The organism is Streptomyces sp. NPDC047000, from assembly GCF_040644295.1.
Lineage (GTDB): Bacteria > Actinomycetota > Actinomycetes > Streptomycetales > Streptomycetaceae > Streptomyces.
Genome location: NZ_JBEYWE010000004.1, coordinates 113,706 through 133,236 on the forward strand (window position 1 = coordinate 113,706; position 19,531 = coordinate 133,236).

Annotated in this window: 14 protein-coding genes; 8 read left to right on the forward strand and 6 right to left on the reverse strand. The window is 71.6% G+C overall.

The features are described from left to right. Positions 1-107 precede the first annotated feature (107 nt). A complete protein-coding gene (ileS, locus tag ABZ862_RS09275) occupies positions 108-3,251 on the reverse strand; it encodes an isoleucine--tRNA ligase (protein ID WP_360954832.1) in 3,144 nt (1,047 codons plus the stop codon). Positions 3,252-3,867: 616 nt separating this feature from the next. On the opposite strand from ileS, the gene ABZ862_RS09280 reads away from it, so the two are divergent. The 5 genes from ABZ862_RS09280 (at position 3,868) to ABZ862_RS09300 (ending at position 8,769) form a co-directional block, all read left to right on the forward strand. After that, complete coding sequence (locus tag ABZ862_RS09280) at positions 3,868-4,746, forward strand: TraR/DksA family transcriptional regulator (RefSeq protein WP_360954835.1); 879 nt, start codon at positions 3,868-3,870, stop codon at positions 4,744-4,746. 178 nt (positions 4,747-4,924) lie between these two features. Then, the gene (gene lspA, locus ABZ862_RS09285) at positions 4,925-5,548 is read left to right on the forward strand and encodes a signal peptidase II (RefSeq protein ID WP_360954838.1); all 624 of its coding nucleotides are present in this window, start codon (positions 4,925-4,927) and stop codon (positions 5,546-5,548) included. A gap of 99 nt (positions 5,549-5,647) precedes the next feature. Then, on the forward strand, positions 5,648-6,592 hold the full coding sequence (locus ABZ862_RS09290; protein WP_360954841.1) for an RluA family pseudouridine synthase: 945 nt from the start codon (positions 5,648-5,650) through the stop codon (positions 6,590-6,592). Next, positions 6,589-7,062, forward strand: a complete 474-nt coding sequence (locus tag ABZ862_RS09295) for a GNAT family N-acetyltransferase (RefSeq protein ID WP_360954844.1) — start codon at positions 6,589-6,591, stop codon at positions 7,060-7,062. Before ABZ862_RS09290 ends, ABZ862_RS09295 begins: the two co-directional genes overlap by 4 nt. A gap of 120 nt (positions 7,063-7,182) precedes the next feature. Next, a complete protein-coding gene (locus tag ABZ862_RS09300; protein ID WP_360954847.1) occupies positions 7,183-8,769 on the forward strand; it encodes a Na+/H+ antiporter in 1,587 nt (528 codons plus the stop codon). Positions 8,770-8,913: 144 nt separating this feature from the next. Here ABZ862_RS09300 and ABZ862_RS09305 read toward each other — a convergent pair whose 3' ends face one another. Further along, positions 8,914-10,026, reverse strand: coding sequence for a mechanosensitive ion channel domain-containing protein (locus ABZ862_RS09305; protein ID WP_360954851.1), 1,113 nt, complete (start codon positions 10,024-10,026; stop codon positions 8,914-8,916). Between the two features lie 106 nt (positions 10,027-10,132). Between ABZ862_RS09305 and ABZ862_RS09310 the strand changes: the two genes are divergently transcribed. Further along, positions 10,133-10,702: a dienelactone hydrolase family protein gene (locus tag ABZ862_RS09310; RefSeq protein WP_360954854.1), complete on the forward strand. Its 570-nt coding sequence runs from the start codon at positions 10,133-10,135 to the stop codon at positions 10,700-10,702. Positions 10,703-10,760: 58 nt separating this feature from the next. Here the strand turns inward: ABZ862_RS09310 and ABZ862_RS09315 are convergent, their stop codons facing one another. From ABZ862_RS09315 to ABZ862_RS09325, 3 genes are all read right to left on the reverse strand, one after another. Further along, positions 10,761-11,576, reverse strand: a complete 816-nt coding sequence (locus ABZ862_RS09315; protein WP_360954857.1) for a thioredoxin domain-containing protein — start codon at positions 11,574-11,576, stop codon at positions 10,761-10,763. Between the two features lie 85 nt (positions 11,577-11,661). Further along, positions 11,662-12,354 (reverse strand): hypothetical protein, encoded by a 693-nt coding sequence (locus ABZ862_RS09320; protein WP_360954860.1) that lies wholly within the window; start codon positions 12,352-12,354, stop codon positions 11,662-11,664. 132 nt (positions 12,355-12,486) lie between these two features. Then, positions 12,487-13,812, reverse strand: coding sequence for a DUF2252 domain-containing protein (locus ABZ862_RS09325; protein WP_360954863.1), 1,326 nt, complete (start codon positions 13,810-13,812; stop codon positions 12,487-12,489). A gap of 260 nt (positions 13,813-14,072) precedes the next feature. Between ABZ862_RS09325 and dnaE the strand changes: the two genes are divergently transcribed. Further along, a complete protein-coding gene (gene dnaE, locus ABZ862_RS09330; RefSeq protein ID WP_360954866.1) occupies positions 14,073-17,612 on the forward strand; it encodes a DNA polymerase III subunit alpha in 3,540 nt (1,179 codons plus the stop codon). Between the two features lie 131 nt (positions 17,613-17,743). Here dnaE and ABZ862_RS09335 read toward each other — a convergent pair whose 3' ends face one another. Then, entirely contained in the window at positions 17,744-17,926 is a 183-nt protein-coding gene (locus ABZ862_RS09335; RefSeq protein WP_360954869.1) for a hypothetical protein, read from the reverse strand. 225 nt (positions 17,927-18,151) lie between these two features. Between ABZ862_RS09335 and ABZ862_RS09340 the strand changes: the two genes are divergently transcribed. Further along, the gene (locus tag ABZ862_RS09340) at positions 18,152-19,366 is read left to right on the forward strand and encodes an NYN domain-containing protein (RefSeq protein WP_360954872.1); all 1,215 of its coding nucleotides are present in this window, start codon (positions 18,152-18,154) and stop codon (positions 19,364-19,366) included. Positions 19,367-19,531 lie beyond the last annotated feature (165 nt).

Below are 19,531 nucleotides of genomic sequence, written 5' to 3' on the forward strand. Positions count from 1 at the left end.
GCCTCGTCCTCAATCGCCGGACGGGCTGAAATCAGCCCCTCCGGCGATTGAGGAGCGGGGGTCCGGGGGCAGCGCCCCCGGGGACGGGAAGGGGCGGCGGGGCGGACTCACGCCTTGCGCAGCCGGAAGGCGAGCGACAGCCCCTCGTCGGTGAAGGCGGAGCCATAGGTGTCGTCCGCCTCGCCCCGGGCGAAGTCCGTGGCCAGGACCTCGTCGGAGATCAGCGAGGAGTGCTCGGCCAGCGCCGCCACGACCGCCGGGTCGGTGGAGGTCCAGCGCAGGGCGATGCGGTCGGCCACGTCGAGGCCGCTGTTCTTGCGGGCCTCCTGGATCAGCCGGATCGCGTCACGGGCCAGACCCGCCTGCCGCAGTTCCTCGGTGATCTCCAGGTCGAGCGCCACCGTCGCGCCGGAGTCGGAGGCGACGGACCAGCCCTCACGCGGCGTCTCCGTGATGATGACCTCGTCCGGCGCCAGCGTGATCGTCTCGCCGTCGACCTCGACCGACGCCGTCCCCTCGCGCAGGGCCAGCGACAGCGCCGCCGCGTCGGCGGCGGCGACGGCCTTCGCCACGTCCTGGACCCGCTTCCCGAACCGCTTGCCCAGCGCGCGGAAGTTGGCCTTGGCCGTGGTGTCGACCAGGCTGCCGCCGACCTCCGAGAGCGAGGCCAGGGAGCTGACGTTGAGCTCCTCCGTGATCTGCGTGTGCAGTTCGGGGTGCAGGGTCTCGAAGCCGGCCGCCGCGACCAGTGCCCGCGACAGCGGCTGGCGCGTCTTGACGCCCGACTCCGCGCGCGTGGCCCGGCCCAGTTCGACGAGCCGGCGCACCAGCACCATCTGCTTCGACAGGCCCGGGTCGATCGCCGACAGGTCGGCCTCCGGCCAGGACGCCAGATGCACCGACTCCGGGGCACCCGGGGTGACCGGCACGACCAGGTCCTGCCACACCCGCTCGGTGATGAACGGGGTCAGCGGGGCCATGAGCCGGGTCACGGTCTCGACGACCTCGTGCAGCGTGCGCAGCGCGGCCTTGTCGCCCTGCCAGAACCGGCGCCGGGACCGGCGGACGTACCAGTTGGACAGGTCGTCGACGAACGCCGACAGCAGCTTTCCGGCGCGCTGGGTGTCGTACGCCTCCAGGGCCTCGGTGACCTGGTCGGTGAGCGCGTGCAGTTCGGACAGCAGCCAGCGGTCCAGCAGCGGGCGGTCGGCCGGGGCCGGGTCCGCCGCGCTGGGCGCCCAGTCCGACGTACGGGCGTACAGGGCCTGGAAGGCCACCGTGTTCCAGTACGTCAGCAGGGTCTTGCGGACGACCTCCTGGATGGTGCCGTGGCCCACCCGGCGTGCCGCCCACGGCGAGCCGCCCGCCGCCATGAACCAGCGCACCGCGTCCGCGCCGTGCTGGTCCATGAGCGGGATCGGCTGGAGGATGTTGCCGAGGTGCTTGGACATCTTGCGGCCGTCCTCGGCGAGGATGTGGCCCAGGCACACGACGTTCTCGTACGAGGACTTGTCGAACACGAGCGTGCCGACCGCCATCAGCGTGTAGAACCAGCCGCGCGTCTGGTCGATGGCCTCGGAGATGAACTGCGCCGGGTAACGGCTCTCGAACAGCTCCTTGTTCCGGTACGGGTAGCCGTACTGCGCGAACGGCATCGAACCCGAGTCGTACCAGGCGTCGATGACCTCCGGCACGCGGGTGGCCGTCTTCCCGCAGCCGTCGTGCCGGCAGGCGAAGGTGACGGCGTCGATGAACGGACGGTGCGGATCGAGCCCCGACTGGTCGGTGCCGGTCAGCTCCGTCAGCTCGGCGCGCGAACCGACGCAGGTGAGGTGGTCGTCCTCGCAGCGCCAGATCGGCAGCGGGGTGCCCCAGTAGCGGTTGCGGGACAGCGCCCAGTCGATGTTGTTGTTGAGCCAGTCCCCGTACCGGCCGTGCTTGACCGTCTCCGGGAACCAGTTGGTCTTCTCGTTCTCCTCCAGCAGACGGTCCTTGACCGCCGTCGTGCGGATGTACCAGGAGGGCTGCGCGTAGTAGAGCAGCGCGGTGTGGCAGCGCCAGCAGTGCGGGTAGCTGTGCTCGTAGGGGATGTGCCGGAACAGCATGCCCCGGTCGGCGAGGTCCTCGGTGAGCCGTTCGTCGGCCTTCTTGAAGAAGACGCCGCCGACCAGCGGCACGTCCTGGTCGAAGGTGCCGTCCGGGCGCACCGGGTTCACCACGGGCAGGCCGTAGGCGCGGCAGACCTTGAGGTCGTCCTCACCGAAGGCGGGGGACTGGTGGACCAGACCGGTGCCGTCCTCGGTGGTGACGTACTCGGCGTTCACCACGTAGTGGGCGGGCTCGGTGAACTCCACCAGCTCGAAGGGCCGCCGGTACGTCCAGCGCTCCATCTCCGCGCCGGTGAAGGTCTGCCCGGTCGCCTCCCAGCCCTCGCCGAGCGCCTCGGCGAGCAGCGGCTCGGCGACGACGAGCTTCTCCGCGCCGTCCGTCGCGACGACGTAGGTCACCCCGGGGTGCGCGGCGACCGCCGTGTTGGACACCAGGGTCCAGGGGGTCGTCGTCCACACCAGGAGGGCCGCCTCGCCGGCCAGCGGGCCGGAGGTCAGCGGGAAACGGACGTAGACCGAGGGGTCCACGACCGTCTCGTAGCCCTGCGCCAGCTCGTGGTCCGACAGGCCCGTGCCGCAGCGCGGGCACCAGGGGGCGACCCGGTGGTCCTGGACCAGCAGGTCCTTCTGGAAGATCTCCTTCAGCGACCACCAGACGGACTCGATGTACTCGGGCTCCATCGTGACGTACGCGTCGTCCAGGTCGACCCAGTAGCCCATGCGCGTGGTCAGGTCGGAGAACGCGTCGGTGTGGCGCAGCACGGACTCGCGGCACCGGGCGTTGAACTCGGCGATGCCGTACGCCTCGATGTCCTGCTTGCCGCTGAAGCCGAGCTCCTTCTCCACCGCCAGCTCCACCGGCAGGCCGTGGCAGTCCCAGCCGGCCTTGCGGGCCACGTGGTAGCCGCGCATGGTGCGGAAACGCGGGAAGACGTCCTTGAAGACGCGGGCTTCGATGTGGTGGGCGCCGGGCATGCCGTTGGCGGTGGGCGGCCCCTCGTAGAACACCCACTCGGGGCGCCCCTCGGACTGCTCCAGGCTCTTGGCGAAGATCTTCTGCTCGCGCCAGAAATCGAGCACCGCGTGCTCGAGCGCGGGCAGATCGACCTGGGCGGGCACCTGGCGGTACGTCGGCGTTGTCATCAGCGGGCTTCCTCCGGCGGACTTGCTGCCTTCCGTCCGGAGGGACGAGAGCCGCGGCCCTGATACGGACCGGCCGCGCCGCTCCGGCGCGCTCCCGCGGTACCACCCTCCTTGGCCCTCCCGCGCGCGCCGTACGCGCACCGGTGAGCCCCCTCATTGGGGTCGCGAGACCGGCTCTACTCGCCGTCGCTGGAGTGCTGCGGCTTTCTTCCGGCGGCTCCGGGGTGATCTTCGCCGCGCGCTCGCCCCCGGGCTCCCACCGTCCCCGGGTCGCTCTGGGCTGCGTACGCCGCTACTCGTCCCCATCCACGCTTTTCGCTCCGCCCAGTGTACGGCGCCCCACGCGCGGCGACCGACCGGATTTCCGGAACCGGGCGCGGGCCGGGCGCGGGCCGCCGGCATGCCCCGAACGGCCAGGCAGGGGGGTTCGGATCCGGGGGACGGCCGGCAGGACGGATTACCGGGCGGGGAGCTGGGCACAACGGATGCATCCGGCCGCACGGCACGTGCGAGGCGGGCGAATCGGGCGGTGTGCCCCGTTGCCGCGGGACTCGAGTCGATTTATCGTCCCAGCACGATTTGCGTGCGTGATCACAGAGGCGAAGGGGCCGCGGCCATGGTGGCGAAGAACAGCACGCGGGGCGCGGTGGACGGGGGCGCGGAAGGCACGAGGGCCGCCGGTACGAAGAACGCGGCCGGGAGGGCTGCCGCGGGCCGGGCGGTGGGTAGGAAGACAGCGGCGAGGACGGAGGTGACGGGGACGGGGACGGCGGGGACCGGGGAGACCGCGGGGAGGACGGGACCGGCGGAGCGGGCCGCCGCCGGGACCGCGGCCGAAGCCGCCGCCGGGAAGCCGGCACCGGGCGGCGGGAAGGCCGGCGGGAAGGCCGCGGGGAAGGCGGTGCACGAACCGGCCGCCGCCGCGCGGGCCGGTGCCGGGAAGGGCACGGGCGGGAAGAGCACGGCCAAGAAAGCGGTCGCGGCGCAGGCCGCGGAGCAGACGGGAGCCACGACTGTGGTTGCGAAGAAGACTCCTGGTACGGCCACGGCGGCGGACAGCGCCGTACCCAAGGCGCGGATCGCCGCGGCCGCGGATCCGGGCGATCTGCCGGTGCGCCCCGGCGAGGACCCCTGGACCCCGGAGGAGGTGGAGGAGGCCCGCACCGAGCTGCTGTCCGAGGACGAGCGGCTGCGGACCGAGATCGCCACGTCCGAGGCGTCCGTGGCGGGCCTGATGCGGGACTCCGGCGACGGCGCGGGCGACGACCAGGCCGACACCGGCACCAAGAACATCACGCGCGAGCACGAACTGGCGCTGGCCGCCAACGCGCGCGAGATGCTCCTGCAGACCGAGCGGGCCCTGGACCGGCTGGACACCGGCACGTACGGCCTGTGCGAGAACTGCGGCAACGCCATCGGCAAGGCCCGTATGCAGGCGTTCCCGCGCGCCACCCTGTGCGTGGAGTGCAAGCAGAAGCAGGAGCGCCGCTACTAGTGCCGCTACCGGTGCCGCGCCTCCGGGAGGACGTGCGGGGCGGTGCCGGACCGCCGGGCCGGGGTCTCCGCGGGCGGCGGGGCGCACCCGGGGCCGTGGAGGCCGCCTGAGCACGGCGGTCCGGTGGCCTGTGCCGTACCCTCGTCCTCAGGCAGGCACCTAAGGTTGAGGGACTCACGTGGCAGAGGCGGAGCGCATCATCGGTACGCCGGGCATCCCGGACCACAGCGGCGAGCCGACGGCGGTCGGCCGGACACCCGGTGTCCCCGCCGCGCCCGGCGCGGACCAGCGGGAATCCTCGCCCGGACGGTCCCGGGGCAGGCGCCGGATCGCCGTCCTGTTCGTGGTCGCCTCCTTCGCGTACGCGCTCGACCTGATCAGCAAGATGCTCGTGGTCGCGAAACTGGAGCACCACGCGCCGGTCGAGGTCGCCGGTGACTGGCTGGAGTTCAACGCGATCCGCAACCCCGGCGCGGCCTTCGGCTTCGGCCAGGCGTTCACCGTGATCTTCACGGTGATCGCGGCGGCGGTGATCGTGGTGATCATCCGGCTGGCCCGCAAGCTCTACAGCACGCCCTGGGCGATCGCGCTCGGGCTGCTGCTCGGCGGCGCCCTCGGCAACCTCACGGACCGGGTCTTCCGCTCCCCGGGCGTGTTCGAGGGCCAGGTCGTCGACTTCATCGCGCCCAAGGGCTTCGCGGTGTTCAACCTGGCCGACTCCGCGATCGTGTGCGGCGGCATCCTGATCGTCCTGCTGTCCTTCCGCGGCCTGGACCCGGACGGCAGCGTCCACCACGACTGACGGCGGCCCGGCCGCGGCCGTGACGGCGGCGCCCGGCGGCGCACACCCCCGGGCGGGCGCGCGTACGGGGCTGTCCGGCCCGTCCGGCATACTCGACGGGTGAGCACGCTTCCCGAGATCCGTACCCTGCCCGTGCCCGACGGCCTGGAGGGCGAGCGCGTCGACGCCGCCATCTCCCGCATGTTCGGCTTCTCCCGCACCAAGGCGGCCGAGCTGGCCGGGGCGGGCAAGGTGCAGGTCGACGGCTCGGTCGTCGGCAAGTCCGAACGGGTCCGCGGCGGCGCCTGGCTGGAGGTCGAGATGCCGCAGGCCCCCGCGCCGGTGCAGGTGGTGGCCGAGCCGGTCGAGGGCATGGAGATCGTGCACGACGACGCCGACGTGGTCGTGATCGTCAAACCGGTCGGCGTGGCCGCGCACCCCAGCCCCGGCTGGAGCGGCCCGACCGTGATCGGCGGCCTGGCCGCCGCCGGGTACCGGATCTCCACCTCCGGCGCCGCCGAACGCCAGGGCGTCGTGCACCGCCTCGACGTCGGCACGTCCGGCCTGATGGTCGTCGCCAAGTCGGAGTACGCGTACACCTCCCTCAAGCGCCAGTTCAAGGAGCGCACGGTCGACAAGCGCTACCACGCGCTCGTCCAGGGCCACCCCGACCCCACCAGCGGCACCATCGACGCGCCCATCGGCCGCCACCCGCAGCACGACTACAAGTGGGCGGTCACCGCGGACGGCAAGCCGTCCGTCACGCACTACGACCTCGTCGAGGCGTTCCGCGCCGCCTCCCTGCTCGACATCAAGCTGGAGACCGGCCGCACCCACCAGATCCGCGTCCACATGGCCGCCCACCGCCATCCCTGCGTCGGTGACCTGACCTACGGCGCCGACCCGACCCTCGCCCGGCGCCTCGGCCTCACCCGGCAGTGGCTGCACGCCGTGCGCCTGGGCTTCGAGCACCCCGGGGACGGCGAGTGGGCCGAGTTCGTCAGCGACTACCCCGACGACCTCCAGAGCGCCCTGGACCAGGTCCGCGAGGAGACCTACGCATGAGCCGCGGGGCCGCGTACACCGTGCGGGTCGCCGAGGACCCCGCCGACCGGGAGGCGTGCTTCGCGGTCCGCAAGGAGGTCTTCGTCGGCGAGCAGGGCGTTCCCGAGGACCTGGAGTACGACGTCCACGACACGGTGGCGCTGCACGTCCTCGCGGTCCGCGAGGACGGCGAGCCGCTCGGCACCGGCCGCCTGCTGCACGGCCCCGGAGCGGCGGAGCCGACCGGCGGCGACCCGTCCCTCGGACTGCTCGGCCGGCTCGCCGTGGCCCGCCCCGCGCGCGGTCTCGGCGTCGGCGTCGCGCTGGTGCGGGCCATCGAGGACGCGGCCCGCGCGCGCGGCGTCACGACGCTGGACCTGCACGCGCAGACGCACGCGCTGGGCTTCTACGAGCGGCTCGGCTACACGGCGTACGGCCCGGAGTACGAGGAGGCGGGCATCCCGCACCAGGGCATGCGCCGCACGCTCTGACCACGGCCGCCGGACCCGGGGGCGGGTCGGCCGGAGGACGGCCGGACGGGCCGGTCGGACGGCGGTCGTGGCAGGCTGGAGATCCGCCGTACGATCTTCCGAACCGCCGGAGCGCTGACCGTGGACCAGCTGGCCCTCCTGTTCGTGCTGCTGCTGGGGGCCGTGGTGAGCGTGCCGGTCGGGGACCGGTTCGGACTTCCGGCACCGGTGCTGATGACCCTGCTCGGGATCGTCCTCGCGGTGCTCGACTTCGTACCGAACGTCGACATCCCGCCCGGACTGATCCTGCCGCTGCTGCTGCCCCCGCTGCTGTACGCGGCGGTCCGGCGCACCTCGTGGCGGCAGTTCACGGCCAACAGACGGCCGATCTTCCTGCTCGCCGTGGCGCTGGTCTTCGTCACCACGCTGACCGTGGCCGCCGTCGCCCACTCGATCGTGCCCGGACTGCCGGTCGCCGCCGCCGTGGCGCTCGGCGCACTGATCGCCCCACCCGACCCGGTCGCGGCGACCGCCGTCGCCGGGCAGCTCGGGCTGCCGCGCCGGCTGGTGTCGATCCTGGAGGGCGAGGGCCTGTTCAACGACGTCACCGCGATCGTGCTCTACCACGTGGCGATCGCCGCGGCCGTCAGCGGCAGCTTCTCCGCCTGGCGGGCCGGACTCGACCTGGTGCTGTCCGCGGTGGTCGCCCTCGCGGTCGGGCTGGTGCTCGGCTGGGGTTCCAACCGGCTGCTCGACCTGCTCGGCGACACCACCCTCCAGATCGGTCTCACCCTGCTGGTGCCGTACGCCTCGTACGTCCTCGCGGAGGAACTGCACGGCTCCGGGGTGCTCGCCGTGCTCACCACGGCGCTGTTCCTCGCCGAGTACGCCCTCGACGCGGACGACGTGCTGACCCGGCTCGCCGGACACACCTTCTGGGACATCGTCGACACCCTGGTCACCGGTGTCGCCTTCGGGCTGATCGGCCTGGAGATGCACAACGCGATCAGGACCGCGTCCGGGCGGTGGGGCGAACTGCTGGGCTGGGCCGGGGCGGTGCTGGGCGTGGTCGTCCTGGTCCGGCTGATGTGGCTGCTGCCGGCCACCTGGCTCACCAAACGGCTGCACGCGCGCCGGGACCACGACGAGGACATCCCGCTGAGCTGGCACGAGACCGTCGTCATGTGGTGGGCGGGGATGCGCGGGGTGGCCTCGGTGGCGCTGGCCCTGGCCGTCCCGCTGAGGACCGACGCCGGCGCGCCCTTCCCGGACCGGGAGGAGATCGTCTTCATCGCCTTCGGGGTCATCATGGGCACCCTGCTGCTGCAGGGGCTGACCCTGCCGTGGCTGGTACGGCGGCTGGGCGTGCGGGCCGACACCGAGCGGGAGCAGGAGTTCGAGAAGGAACTGGCCCTGCGGGCGGCGGGGGCGGCCAAGCGGCGGCTGCGGGAGATCGAGGAGAGCGAGGACCTGCCGGAGGAACTGGCCGAGCGGATGCACCGGCAGGCCTACGAGATCGGGGTGCGGATCAATCCCGGGATGGGCGGGGAGGAACGCCGGGAAGGACACGAGCAGCGTGTGCGGCGGCTCAGGCGGGTGCGGCGCATCCAGGGGGAGCTGCTGAGCGCGGCACGGCACGAGGTGCTGGCCGCACGCAGTGAGGCGGGGGCCGATCCGGAGGTGGTCGACCGGGTCCTCCGCCACCTGGACGTACGCAGCCTCCGCTGACGCCCCCGCCTCCTCCAGCCCGTCCGGCGTTTGAGGACGAGGCCCGTCCAGGGCCGAAGCGGGGGGCCGGGGGCGGCAGCCCCCGGGACGGGAACGGGAAGGGGCGGCGGGGGCGGAGAACGCCACCGGCGAACGGCCGGACGGTCAGCCGCGGCCGGTACGCGGGGGCTCGTGGAGCCGGTGGGCCACCCCGTTCCGGGAGATCGCCGGCCGCGCCGGAGGCGGCACCGCGTCCGCCGTGTTCACCCGGGGCAGCGCATGAGGATGCTCCTCGCACAGCCACCGCAGCATCCGCTCCCGCACGGTGACCCGCACCGTCCAGACGTCGTCCGCGTCCTTCGCCGTCACCAGCGCCCGCACCTGGACGGTGTTCGGCGTGGTGTCGGTGACGGCGATGCCGTAGTCCCGCCCGTCCCACGCCGGGCACTGCCGCAGGATGTCGCGCAACTTGCCCCGCATCTCCTCCACCGGCGCGGTGTGGTCGAGGTGCCAGTAGACGATCCCGGTCATCTGCGGGGTGCCCCGCGACCAGTTCTCGAACGGCTTCGAGGTGAAGTACGACACCGGCATGGTGATCCGCCGGTCGTCCCAGGTCCGTACCGTCAGATACGTCAGCGTGATCTCGTCGACGATGCCCCACTCGCCGTCCACCACCACGGTGTCGCCGAGCCGCACCATGTCGCCGAACGCGATCTGGAGTCCCGCGAACAGGTTGCCGAGCGTGGACTGGGCGGCGACGCCGGCGACGATGCCGAGGATCCCGGCGGAGGCCAGCAGCGAGGCGCCGGCGGCCCGCATCGCCGGGAACGTCAGCAGCATCGCGGCCGCCGCCATCACGCCGACGACCGCCGCGACCACCCGCATGATCAGCGACACCTGGGTGCGCACCCGGCGGACCCGCGCCGGATCGCGCCGGGCGCGGGAATGGGCGTAACGGGCGTACGACGACTCGACGATCGCGGCCGTGATCCGGATCACCAGCCAGGCGGCGGAGCCGATCAGAACCAGGGTCAGCGTCCGGCCGATGCCGACACGGTGGTCCTGGAACAGCTTCGCCTGGTCGTACGAGCCCCTCAGCAGGCCTGCGCACAGGACCAGTTGGTAGGGCACACGGGCACGGCGCAGCAGCCCCCACAGCGGGGTCTCGCGGTGCCGGTCGTCGGCCTTGCGCAGCAGGAAGTCGGTCGCCCACCCGATCAGGACGGTGAGCACGACCGAGCCGCCGACCACGATCAGTGGACGCAGTACGTTCTCCATGCCTTCGCGCCTGACCGGCCCGGGCGGTGCTCGAACATGCCGGTTTCCTCACACCCGGTCGCACACCTCGCCCGGCGATGTCGTACCCGGCTGGCACCATGGCCTCATGAACATCATGCTCTTCCACTCGATCTACGGCCTCAGGCCCGCCGTGCGCGCGGCGGCCGACCGGTTGCGTGCCGCGGGGCACGAGGTGTGGACGCCGGACCTGTTCGACGGGCGCACCTTCGAGGACATGGAGGCGGCCCAGGCCTTCCGGGAGGAGACCGGCAAGGACGAACTGCTGAGGAAGGCCGTGCTGGCCGCCGCGCCTTACTCCGAACGCGGTCTGGTGTACGCCGGGTTCTCGCTCGGCGCCGCGATCGCGCAGACCCTGGCGCTCGGCGACGAGCGGGCGCGCGGGCTGCTGCTCCTGCACGGCACCTCGGACCTCGCGCCGAACGCGTCGGTGGACGGCCTGCCGGTGCAGCTGCATGTCGCGGAACCGGACGCGTTCGAGACGGACGACTGGCTGAGCGCCTGGTATCTCCAGATGGGCCGGGCGGGCGCGGACGTGGAGGTCTACCGCTATCCGGGGGCCGGCCACCTCTACACCGACCCGGACCTGCCGGACCACGACGCGGAGGCCGCCGAGGCCACCTGGCGGGTGGCGCTCGGCTTCCTGGACTCCCTGTAGCCCGCCGGCCGCGGGACGCCGTGGTGCCCCGGCCACGGGGGCCGGGGCACCGTCCGGCTCAGGCCTTGAGCGCCGCGCCGACGACGGAGTCGAAGTCGGCCACCGTCATCGGCGGGTTGCCGTCGGAGGTGCTGACCTTCTTGCCGTCCATGACGAGGGTGGGGGTGCCCGTCACGTTGTCCTTGTTGTTGTCGAACGCCTTCCCCATGGCGACCGCCCAGGCGTCGTACGTGCCGTTCTTCACGGCGTCCTGGAACGTGGCGTTGTTCTTGAGGGCGGGGACGGTGTCGCCGATCTTGATGAGATAGGCGTCGTCCTTGAACTTGTCGTTCGTCTCCTCGGGGTGGAACTTGGCCGAGTACATCGCGTACTTGAAGTCGAGGAACGCCTGGGGACTGACGTTGAGCGCGGCGCCGAGGGCGCTCATGGCGTTCTTGGAGCCCTCGCCGTTGGTGTTGCCGTCGAGGAAGACACCGCCGACGAACTGGAACTTGAACTTCCCGTCGGTGATGTCCTGTTCCACGGTCTTGCCGATGGCCTGCTCGAACTCGGAGCAGACCGGGCAGCGCGGGTCCTCGTACACCTTGAGGGTCTTCTTGGCGGTGCTCTTGCCGATCACCACGGTGGTGCCGTCCTTGCCCGTGGTGTTCGCGGGCGCGGTGACCTTGGCGTCCTTCAGGCCCTCCCAGTAACTGGGCTTGTTGTTCTGGACGACGGCGTAGCCGATGCCGCCGGCCGCCGCCAGTACGGCGACGATCGAGGCGCCCACGATGAGCTGCCGCCGGACCTTGTCCTTCCTGGCCTGCTTCTCGCGCTCGATGCGCAGCCGCTCACGGGCCGCGACCTTGTGCTGCTGGCTGTTCCGCTGGCTCATGCTGGTGATCTCCGTCCGGGGCGCGCGCCTGGGGCACGCGGGAAGTGTGCGGGGGACTGCCGGTGCTCGGATGCCGTGCCGCCGGTCAGGCGACGGCGACCGGGCAGGGCGGTCCGCGCCGTCCGGGGGAGTGCGCGGTGAGCAGCTCACGGACGGGGGGCGTCCGCGGGGCGGGGCGGGGCGGCCGGGGCGCCTCGGGGGCGGACCGCACCGTGACGGCGGTGACGGCCAGCAGCAGCGGCCGGAAGGTCGTCGCGGCCGCCGCCCGCAGGAGCCGGGCCACCGCCCGCTCGCCGCGGTGCAGCCAGGCGGCGGCGACCAGGCCCACGCAGAGGTGCGCGCCCAGCAGCAGCCAGGGGGTCGCCGGGCCGCTGTGGGAGAGCAGCGCCGCGAACCGGTCGCCGCCGGTGCCCGCCACCCGGGTCAGCGGGTCGCCGACATGGCTGCCGTCGCCGCACAGGACGTCGAAGCCGACGGAGCGCAGCGGGCCCGCCACCGGACCGCCCGCCCTGCCGTAGCAGACCGTCTGGCCGGTGGTGAAGACGGTGTCGGCGGCCAGCTCCAGCGGGATCAGCGCGGCGGCGATCGCGGCGAAACCGCGCTCCCGGCCCGCCAGGAGATAGGCGAGCACGAACACGGCGGCCGCGACGGCGGCCACCGTGTTGAGCGGCAGGGGAACCCGGGACAGCAGGACGTGCGACGCGGTGCCGAGGGTCACGACGACAGCCGTGAACAGCGCCGCGCGCGCGGCTCTGAGTCGGTTCCCGGTGAAGTCCATCGCGCAGAGCAGTGTGTCACGTCCTGCGTTAAGGGACTCCTAAAGGCTCCCTGTGAACGGGTGTCTTTTACGCCACGCGGAAAGCCCCTGCGGGAGGCCCCCGCGGGAAGCCCCCGCAGGGACCGCGGCCGGCTACAGGCCCGGGATCCTGCCGTTGCGGAACAGGTCGACGAAGATCTGGTGGTCGGCCCGCGCGCGGGCGCCGTAGTCGTGCGCGAAGCCGGTCAGCAGGCCCGCGAAGCCGTCCTCGTCGGCCGCGATCGCCGCGTCGATGGCCCGCTCGGTGGAGAACGGCACCAGGGACTCGCCGGAGGTGTCGTCCGCCGCCGCATGCATGGTGGCCGTGGCACGCCCCAGGTCGGCGACGACCGCCGCGATCTCCTCCAGGTCGTCGATGTCGCCCCAGTCCAGGTCCACCGCGTACGGCGACACCTCGGCGACCAGCTGCCCCGCGCCGTCCAGCTCGGTCCAGCCCAGCCACGGGTCGGCGTGCGCCTGCAGGGCGCGCTGCGAGATCACCGTGCGGTGGCCCTCGTGCCGGAAGTAGTCCCGGATCGCCTGGTCGGTGACGTGCCGCGAGACGGCCGGGGTCTGGGCCTGCTTGATGTAGATGACGACGTCGTTCTCCAGGGCGTCGCTGTGGCCCTCCAGCAGGATGTTGTACGACGGCAGACCGGCCGAGCCGATGCCGATGCCGCGCCGCCCCACCACGTCCTTGACCCGGTAGGAGTCCGGGTGGGCCAGCGACGTCTCCGGCAGCGTCTCCAGATAGCCGTCGAAGGCCGCGAGCACCTTGTAGCGGGTGGCCGCGTCCAGCTCGATGGAGCCGCCGCCCGGCGCGAAGCGGCGCTCGAAGTCACGGATCTCCGTCATCGAGTCCAGCAGTTCGAAGCGGGTCAGCGAGCGGGCGACCCGCAGCGCGCCCAGCAGCGGGCCCTGCGCGGTGTCCAGCGTGAAGGGCGGCACCTCGTCGTCCTTGGCACCGGTCGCCAGCGCGTGGATCCGCTCCCGGTAGGCCGCCGCGTACACCGCGACCAGCCCGGTGATCTGCTCGTCGCTGAGCGCCTTCGCGTACCCGACGAGCGCGACCGACGCCGCGAAGCGCTTCAGGTCCCAGGTGAAGGGGCCGACGTACGCCTCGTCGAAGTCGTTGACGTTGAAGACCAGCCGTCCGTTGGAGTCCATGTACGTGCCGAAGTTCTCGGCGTGCAGGTCACCGTGGATCCACACGCGCGAGGTGCGCTCGTCCAGGTACGGGCCGCCGCGCTTCTCCGCGGCCAGGTCGTGGTAGAAGAGGCAGGCCGTGCCCCGGTAGAACGCGAACGCCGAGGCCGCCATCTTCCGGAACTTCACCCGGAACGCGGCCGGGTCGGCGGCCAGGAGCTCGCCGAAGGCGGTGTCGAAGACGGCGAGGATCTCCTCGCCGCGCTGCTCGTCGCTGAGCTGGGGAACCGACATCGAGAGGTGCCTCCTGGTGCGGGAACGGTGCGTGGACGTGCAGACGTACGGGGACGCGCGGGCAGGTGCGGAACCACGTACGGCGGCGCCTGCCGCCTTCAACGGGCGAGGGGCCGCGCGAGTGCCCGCCGCCCCGCACGAAGGTACGCGTCGCGCGCCCTCGCGCGTCAGTACCGGGGCATAGACTTCGACGCTGTCCCCCGGACCGTCCGCAGCCGGTCGGAAGACCGTCGACGCCAGTTTCCCTGGAGGCCGTACCCGTGTCGAAAGCGCCGTTCACGCACCTGCACGTCCACACCCAGTACTCGCTGCTGGACGGTGCCGCGCGGCTCAAGGACATGTTCAACGCGTGCAACGAGATGGGCATGACGCACATCGCGATGTCCGACCACGGCAACCTGCACGGGGCGTACGACTTCTTCCACTCCGCCGAGAAGGCCGGGGTCACCCCGATCATCGGGATCGAGGCGTACGTCGCCCCCGAGTCCCGGCGCAACAAGCGCAAGATCCTGTGGGGCCAGCCGCACCAGAAGCGCGACGACATCTCCGGCTCCGGCGGTTACACCCACAAGACGATGTGGGCGGTCGACGCCAAGGGGCTGCACAACCTCTTCCGGCTGTCCTCCGACGCGTACGCCGAGGGCTGGCTGCAGAAGTGGCCCCGGATGGACAAGGAGACCATCTCCCAGTGGTCCGAGGGCATCGTCGCCTCCACCGGCTGCCCCTCCGGCGAGGTCCAGACCCGGCTGCGCCTCGGCCACTTCGACGAGGCCCTCAAGGCGGCCGCCGACTACCGGGACATCTTCGGCAAGGACCGCTACTTCCTGGAACTGATGGACCACGGCATCGACATCGAGCACCGGGTCCGCGAGGGGCTCCTGGAGATCGGCAAGAAGCTCGGCATCCCCCCGCTGGTCACCAACGACTCGCACTACACGTACGCGCACGAGGCGACCGCGCACGACGCGCTGCTGTGCATCCAGACCGGCAAGAACCTCTCCGACCCGGACCGCTTCAAGTTCGACGGAACCGGCTACTACCTGAAGTCCGCCGACGAGATGTACGCGATCGACTCCTCCGACGCCTGGCAGGAGGGCTGCCGCAACACGCTCCTGATCGCCGAGATGGTCGACACCGAGGGCATGTTCGTCAAGCGCGACCTGATGCCCAAGTTCGAGATCCCCGAGGGCTACACCGAGGTCAGCTGGTTCAAGGAGGAGGTACGCCGCGGCATGGAGCGCCGCTTCCCCGGCGGCATCCCCGAGGACCGCCAGAAGCAGGCCGACTACGAGATGGACGTCATCATCTCGATGGGGTTCCCGGGCTACTTCCTCGTCGTCGCCGACTTCATCATGTGGGCCAAGAACAACGGCATCGCCGTCGGCCCCGGCCGGGGCTCCGCCGCCGGCTCGATCGTCGCGTACGCCATGGGCATCACCGACCTCGACCCCATCCCGCACGGTCTGATCTTCGAGCGGTTCCTCAACCCCGAGCGCATCTCCATGCCCGACGTCGACATCGACTTCGACGAGCGCCGGCGCGTCGAGGTGATCCGGTACGTGACGGAGAAGTACGGCGCCGACAAGGTCGCCATGATCGGCACGTACGGCAAGATCAAGGCCAAGAACGCGATCAAGGACTCCGCGCGCGTGCTGGGCTACCCGTACGCCATGGGCGACCGCCTCACCAAGGCGATGCCCGCCGACGTCCTCGGCAAGGGCATCGACCTGGACGGCATCACCAACCCCTCGCACCCCCGCTACAACGAGGCGGGCGAGATCCGCTCGATGTACGAGAACGAGCCGGACGTGAAGAAGGTCATCGACACCGCCAAGGGCGTCGAGGGCCTGGTCCGGCAGATGGGCGTGCACGCCGCCGGCGTCATCATGTCCAGCGAGCCCATCGTCGACCACGCCCCGGTCTGGGTGCGGCACACGGACGGTGTGACCATCACCCAGTGGGACTACCCGCAGTGCGAGTCGCTCGGCCTGCTGAAGATGGACTTCCTCGGCCTGCGCAACCTGACGATCATGGACGACGCCGTCAAGATGGTGAAGTCCAACAAGGGCGTCGAACTCGACCTGCTGTCGCTGCCGCTGGACGACCCCACGACCTTCGACCTGCTCCAGCGCGGCGACACGCTCGGTGTCTTCCAGTTCGACGGCGGCCCCATGCGCTCGCTGCTGCGCCTGATGAAGCCCGACAACTTCGAGGACATCTCCGCCGTCTCGGCGCTCTACCGTCCCGGCCCGATGGGCATGGACTCGCACACCAACTACGCCCTCCGCAAGAACAAGCTCCAGGAGATCACCCCGATCCACCCGGAGCTGGAGGAGCCGCTGGAAGAGGTCCTGGCGGTCACCTACGGCCTGATCGTCTACCAGGAGCAGGTGCAGAAGGCCGCCCAGATCATCGCCGGTTACTCGCTCGGCGAGGCCGACATCCTGCGCCGTGTGATGGGCAAGAAGAAGCCCGACGAGCTGGCCAAGAACTTCACCATCTTCCAGGCCGGCGCCAAGAAGAACGGCTACAGCGACGAGGCCATCCAGGCCCTCTGGGACGTGCTGGTCCCGTTCGCCGGCTACGCCTTCAACAAGGCGCACTCGGCCGCCTACGGCCTGGTCTCCTACTGGACCGCCTACCTGAAGGCCAACCACCCCGCCGAGTACATGGCCGGGCTGCTGACCTCCGTCAAGGACGACAAGGACAAGTCGGCGGTCTACCTCAACGAATGCCGCCGCATGGGCATCAAGGTCCTCCCGCCCAACGTCAACGAGTCGGTCGCCAACTTCTCCGCCCAGGGCGACGACGTGATCCTCTTCGGCCTGTCCGCGGTGCGCAACGTCGGCACCAACGTCGTCGAGTCGATCATCAGGAGCCGCAAGTCCAAGGGCAAGTACTCCTCGTTCCCCGACTACCTCGACAAGGTCGAGGCGGTGGTCTGCAACAAGCGCACCACGGAGTCCCTGATCAAGGCGGGCGCCTTCGACACCATGGGGCACACCCGCAAGGGCCTCACCGCGCAGTACGAGCCGATGATCGACAACGTGGTCGCGGTCAAGCGCAAGGAGGCCGAGGGCCAGTTCGACCTCTTCGGCGGCATGGGCGAGGCCCAGAACGACGAACCCGGCTTCGGACTCGACGTCGTCTTCACCGACGAGGAGTGGGACAAGACCTATCTCCTCGCCCAGGAACGGGAGATGCTCGGCCTCTACGTCTCCGACCACCCCCTCTTCGGTCTGGAGCACGTGCTGTCCGACAAGGCCGACGCGGGCATCGCCCAGCTCACCGGCGGCGAGCACTCGGACGGCGCGGTCGTCACCATCGGCGGCATCATCTCCGGCCTCCAGCGCAAGATGACCAAACAGGGCAACGCCTGGGCGATCGCCACCGTCGAGGACCTCGCGGGCTCCATCGAGTGCATGTTCTTCCCCGCGACCTACCAGCTGGTGTCGACCCAGCTCGTCGAGGACGCCGTGGTGTTCGTCAAGGGCCGCCTCGACAAGCGCGAGGACGTGCCCCGGCTGGTCGCGATGGAACTCTCCGTCCCCGACCTGTCCTCCGCGGGCACCAACGCGCCCGTCGTCCTCACCATCGCGGCCACCCGCGTCACCCCGCCGATGGTCAGCCGCCTCGGCGAGATCCTCGGCAACCACCGGGGCGACAGCGAGGTCCGCATCAAGCTCCAGGGGCCCACGAAGACGACGGTCCTGCGCCTGGACCGGCACCGGGTGAAGCCCGACCCCGCGCTCTTCGGCGACCTCAAGGTCCTCCTCGGCCCGTCCTGCCTGGCCGGCTGACGGGCCCTGTGCCGAGTCCGCCGGAACGGACACCGGCTACCTGATGTGACGAGGGGCGCACCCCGCACGGGATGCGCCCCTCGTCCGCGACGGACCCGCGGGCCCGCGCTCGACCGTGCCCCGGCCGGGCGTCAGTTGTGACCGAAGCGCTTCTGCTGCTTACGGGCGGCATGCGCCGGGCTGCCCGGTATTCGGGGACCGGCCGCCTGCTGCTCCTCCGCCATGTCCTGCTGTGCCTGCTCATGGGCGTGTTCGGGGCGCGCGGCACGGTTCGGAGGGCCGGCCGGCTGCTTGCGGTTCTTGTTCTTGGCCATGGTGATCTGCCTCCTGAGGGGGATCTGGGGGCCAGGACCGCGACCAGATTCACACAGGACGACAAGAGGCGCATGCCGGACAATTACCGTGTGTGACACGCTTGGTCGTGGAGCCGGCCGCCGAAACGCCACGCCGAAGATCGAGTTCGGGCCGTTAACCTCCGCGCCGTCGGGCAGACTCGAAGGAAACCCGAAGCACACTTCCCGGGAAAGAGGGTGGAACGCGTGGACCGCTGCATCGTCCTGGTGGACGCCGGGTATCTGCTGGGGGCCGCCGCGAGTCTCCTCGCCGGAGAACCCTCCCGTTCCCGTATCGCCGTGGACCACTCGGCCCTCGTCCAGCAGCTGCGCGAACAGGCCGAGTCCGACACCGAACGCCCGCTGCTGCGCATCTACTGGTTCGACGGCGCCCCCGACCGCGTCCCGCAGCCCGAGCACCGCAGGCTGCGCGTGATGCCCCGGGTCACCGTCCGGCTCGGCGCGCTCACCCGCAGCGACGGCCGCTGGGCGCAGAAGGGCGTGGACGCCGCGATGCACGCCGAGCTCACCGAGCTGGCCCGCAACGGCGCCTGCTCCGACGTCGTCCTCGTCACCGGCGACGGCGATCTGCTGCCCGGCATGATGGCCGCCAAGGAACACGGCGTCGCCGTCCACCTGTGGGCCGTCCAGGCCGCCGACGGCGACTACAACCAGTCCGAGGACCTGGTCGCCGAGGCCGACGAACGCCGCGTCCTGGACCGTACGTGGATCACCAAGGCCGTCCGCGCCAGGGAACTCGCCGGCCCCTGCGCGCCGCCGGCCGAGTCCCGGCCCGAGATCGCCGCGATCCTCTCCGCGCCGCTGCCCGACACCGCACTCGCCCCGGCGTCCCGACGGCGCCCCGAGGAGACCCGCCCCCGGCCCGCCGCGGCCGCCTCACCCGAACGGGTCCCCGCACCCAAGGGCGTCCCCACGCCCAAGGACCTCGCCGCCCTGCGCGCCGCAGGCGGTACGCACACCGCCGCCCCGCACCCCACGAACGCCACCCTGCGCTGGTCCTCCGACAAGGGCTGGGTGGACCGGCCGGGCACCGGCGCCGAGTCCCCCGAGGCCGCCGGAATGCCCACGCTCGCCCAGCTCACCACGGCCGAGCAGCGCTGGGCCGACCGCGAGGAGGACATCACCGCCGTCAGCGGCGACTCCTACGAGGTCGGCCAGGTCTTCGCCCGCCGCTGGATGGCCCGCCTCGGCGACCAGACCCACCTCCAGCGGCTCTCCGGCATGTACCCCCGCATCCCGCACCGCGTCGACGGCGAACTCCTCCGCTACGCCGCCCGCTTCGGCCTCCTCGCCCACAAGGACGACCAGATCGACGAGAACGACCGCTACGCCATCCGGGCGGGCTTCTGGCGCGAGATCGACGCCCGTACGGAGACGGAACACGCCACGGCGGCGGAGTGAACCGGACGGCCCGGCGGCGGTGAACCCGGCGGCCCGGCGGGGGTGCGCACCGGGCGGCGCCGGGGTGACCGAACTCTCACCCCCTCCGATCGGGCGAACCCGCCCCGCGCCCCGGTGCCGGGCGGCATCGCGGCGCCCCGCCGTACCCCGGCTGAACGGGCCTTT